The sequence below is a fragment of the Variovorax sp. WDL1 genome, assembly GCF_001541225.1.
Lineage (GTDB): Bacteria > Pseudomonadota > Gammaproteobacteria > Burkholderiales > Burkholderiaceae_C > Variovorax.
The window spans coordinates 64,913-68,725 of record NZ_LMTS01000236.1 but is presented as its reverse complement, the minus strand read 5'-3'; the positions used below and the strand labels follow the sequence as shown (position 1 = coordinate 68,725).

General features: G+C 67.0%; 3 protein-coding genes. All 3 read left to right on the top strand.

The features are described from left to right. The coding region (locus tag APY03_RS28940; protein WP_232324455.1) for an electron transfer flavoprotein subunit alpha/FixB family protein at window positions 1-832 on the top strand (832 nt) is incomplete at its 5' end. A gap of 82 nt (window positions 833-914) precedes the next feature. After that, complete coding sequence (locus tag APY03_RS28935; RefSeq protein ID WP_068682407.1) at window positions 915-2,735, top strand: acyl-CoA dehydrogenase; 1,821 nt, start codon at window positions 915-917, stop codon at window positions 2,733-2,735. A gap of 57 nt (window positions 2,736-2,792) precedes the next feature. Further along, window positions 2,793-3,755: an NAD(P)H-dependent flavin oxidoreductase gene (locus tag APY03_RS28930; protein ID WP_068682405.1), complete on the top strand. Its 963-nt coding sequence runs from the start codon at window positions 2,793-2,795 to the stop codon at window positions 3,753-3,755. The last annotated feature ends 58 nt before the right edge of the window (window positions 3,756-3,813 follow it).

The window sequence follows — 3,813 nt, the reverse complement described above, 5'->3', positions numbered from 1 at the left end:
GCTGGTGGCCGGTGCCAATGCCGCCGAAGCGGCGGCCGCGGCCGCCAAGATCGCCGGCGTGGCCAAGGTGATTGCCGCCGACAGCCCGAGCCTCGCCGAGAACCTTGCGGAGAACGTCGCAGCGCAAGTCCTGGCGATTGCCCAGAACTACAGCCACATCCTGTTCCCGGCCACCGCCAACGGCAAGAACGTCGCACCCCGTGTCGCAGCCAAGCTGGATGTGGCGCAGATCAGCGACATCACGAAGGTCGACAGCCCCGACACTTTCGAACGCGCGATCTACGCGGGCAATGCCATCGCCACGGTGCAGAGCAGCGATGCGATCAAGGTCGTCACCGTGCGGACCACCGGCTTCGATGCAGCCGCCGCCACGGGTGGCAGCGCGCCGGTGGAGAACGCCGAGGGCGTGGCCGACAGCGGCAAGAGCAGCTTTGTCGGGCGCGAAGTCACCAAGAGCGAGCGTCCGGAGCTGACGGCCGCCAAGATCATCGTGTCCGGTGGCCGTGCCCTGGGCAGCGCCGAGAAGTTCACCGAGGTGATGGCGCCTCTGGCCGACAAGCTCAACGCGGGTCTCGGTGCCAGCCGCGCCGCCGTGGACGCGGGCTACGCGCCCAACGACTGGCAGGTGGGCCAGACCGGCAAGATCGTGGCGCCGCAGCTCTACATCGCCTGCGGCATCTCGGGCGCGATCCAGCACCTGGCGGGCATGAAGGACTCGAAGGTGATCGTGGCGATCAACAAGGATCCGGAAGCACCGATCTTCAGCGTGGCCGACTACGGCCTCGAGGCGGACCTGTTCACGGCGGTGCCGGAACTGGTCAAGGCACTCTGAGCACCTTCGACACACCGACTGTCGACGCAAACAGGGCATCGTTCGCGATGCCCTTTTCATATCCGCTGCATTGGAGACAGCCATGAGCTACATCGCCCCCGTCAAGGACATGCTCTTCGACATCGAGCATCTCGCCGACATCGCGCAGGTCGCGAAGATGCCAGGCCTCGAGGACGCCGGCGTCGAGACCGCGCAAGCCGTGCTCGAGGAGTGCGCGCGCTTCAACCAGGACGTGATCGCGCCCCTCAACGTGGCGGGCGACAGGCATCCCTCGTCCTTCGCGGACGGCAAGGTCGCGACGACGCCCGGTTTCAAGGAGGCCTTCGCGCAGTACGTGGCGGGCGGCTGGCAGGGGCTGCAGCACCCGGCCGAGTTCGGTGGCCAGGGGCTGCCCAAGACCATCGGCGCGGCCTGCAGCGAGATGCTCAACTCCGCCAACATGAGCTTCGCGCTGTGCCCGCTCCTGAGCGATGGCGCCATCGAGGCGCTGCTCACCGCCGGTTCTGACGAGCTGAAGGCCGCGTATCTCGAGAAGCTGGTGAGCGGCCAATGGACCGGCACCATGAACCTGACCGAGCCGCAGGCCGGCAGCGACCTCGCGATGGTGCGCAGCCGCGCCGAGCCGCAACCCGATGGCAGCTACAAGATCTTCGGCACCAAGATCTTCATCACCTACGGCGAGCACGACATGGCGGAGAACATCGTGCACCTCGTGCTCGCGCGCGTGACCGGCGCGCCCGAGGGCGTGAAGGGCATCAGCCTGTTCGTGGTGCCGAAGTTCCTGGTCAACCAGGATGGTTCCCTCGGTATGCGCAACGACGTGCACTGCGTCAGCATCGAGCACAAGCTGGGCATCAAGGCATCGCCGACCGCAGTCCTCCAATACGGGGACGGCACGGCGGGGAGCATTGCAGACAGCGCCGGACCCGGCGCCGTGGGCTACCTCGTCGGCCAGGAGAACCGGGGCCTCGAGTACATGTTCATCATGATGAATGCAGCGCGCTATGCGGTCGGTGTGCAGGGCATTGCGATTGCCGAGCGCGCCTACCAGCAGGCGGTGGCCTACGCGAAGGACCGGGTGCAGAGCCGCCCGGTGGACGGCTCGATGAATGCAAGCGCGCCCATCATTCACCACCCGGACGTCAAGCGCATGCTGATGACGATGCGCGCCTACACCGAGGGCTGCCGCGCCATGGCCACCACCGCGGCGGCGGCCTACGATGCGATGCACCACCACCCCGATGCCGAGACGCGCAAGCAGAACCAGGCTTTCTACGAGTACATGGTGCCGCTGGTCAAGGGCTACAGCACCGAGATGAGCCTGGAGGTTGCGTCGCTGGGCGTGCAGGTGCACGGCGGCATGGGCTTTATCGAGGAGACCGGCGCGGCGCAGTACCTGCGCGATGCCAAGATCCTCACCATCTACGAAGGCACGACCGCGATCCAGGCCAACGACCTCGTCGGCCGCAAGACCGCGCGCGACGGCGGCCAGGTCGCCAAGGCCGTCGCGACCCAGATCGGGAAGACCGAGGCCGAGCTCGCGAAGCGCGACACTGCCGAGGCACGTTCGGTGGCCACGCGCCTGAAGGCTGCTCGCGAGGCTTTCGTCGACGTGGTCGAGTTCGTCGCCGGCCGGACCAAGGCCTCGCCCAATGCGGTGTTCGCGGGCAGCGTGCCCTACCTGATGCTGGCGGGCAACCTCGTCGCAGGCTGGCAGCTCGCGCGTTCCTTGCTGGTGGCCGAGGACCAGCTTGCGGCAGGCAACGACGTCGCCTTCATGCAGGCCAAGATCGCCACGGCCCGCTTCTATGCCGAGCACATCCTCATCAAGGCACCGGGGCTGCGCGACAGCATCGTCGACGGCGCCGAGAGCGTGACCGCGTTGGCGATCGAGTCCTTCTGAATCGGACAGCCGGCTGTCCGCTCCCGCTTTCAACAACCCTCAAGAGACGACCGAACCATGTCCAAGCTCCCTCCCGTACTCGCCAACCTCCCGCTGCCGATCATCGGCTCGCCACTGTTCATCATCAGCAACCCAAAGCTCGTGATCGCGCAATGCAAGGCTGGCGTTGTGGGGGCGATGCCCGCGCTCAATGCGCGCCCGGCCTCGCAGCTGGAGGACTGGCTGGCCGAGATCACCGAGGAACTCGCGGCACATGACAAGGCGAACCCGGAGCGGCCCGCCGCGCCTTTCGCGATCAACCAGATCGTCCACAAGAGCAACGACCGGCTCGAACACGACATGGAAATGGTCGTGAAGTACAAGGTGCCGATCGTCATCACCTCACTGGGCGCGCGCACCGACGTCAACGACGCCGTCCACAGCTACGGCGGCGTGACGCTGCACGATGTCATCAACAACGCCTTCGCGCGCAAGGCGATCGAGAAGGGCGCCGACGGCATCATCGCGGTCGCGGCCGGCGCCGGTGGGCATGCCGGCATCAAGAGCCCCTTCGCACTGGTGCAGGAAATCCGCCAGTGGTTCGACGGCCCCATTGCGCTGTCGGGCGCGATCGCGACCGGCGGTGCGGTGCTGGCGGCGCAGGCCATGGGCGCCGACTTCGCCTACATCGGCACCGCCTTCATCGCAACCCAGGAGGCGCGCGCGAGCGACGAGTACAAGCAGGCCATCGTCGACGGCAACTCCGACGACATCGTCTATTCGAACCTCTTTACCGGCGTGCACGGGAACTACCTCGCGCCGAGCATCGTGGCCGCGGGCATGGATCCGGCCAACTTGCCGCAGGGTGACCTCAAGACCATGAACTTCGGGGGCGGCGAGGGCAGCAAGACCAAGGCCTGGAAGGACATCTGGGGCTCGGGGCAGGGCATCGGTGCCGTCACCGAGGTCGGCACCGCTGCCGCCTTCATCGAGAAACTCAAGCGCGAGTACCAGGAAGCGCGCCAGCGCCTTGCCCTCTGATCAGCGCCCTGCCTTCTGATCCGGCCGCTGCGCGCGCGGCCGCCGTGCCTGCGGCCGC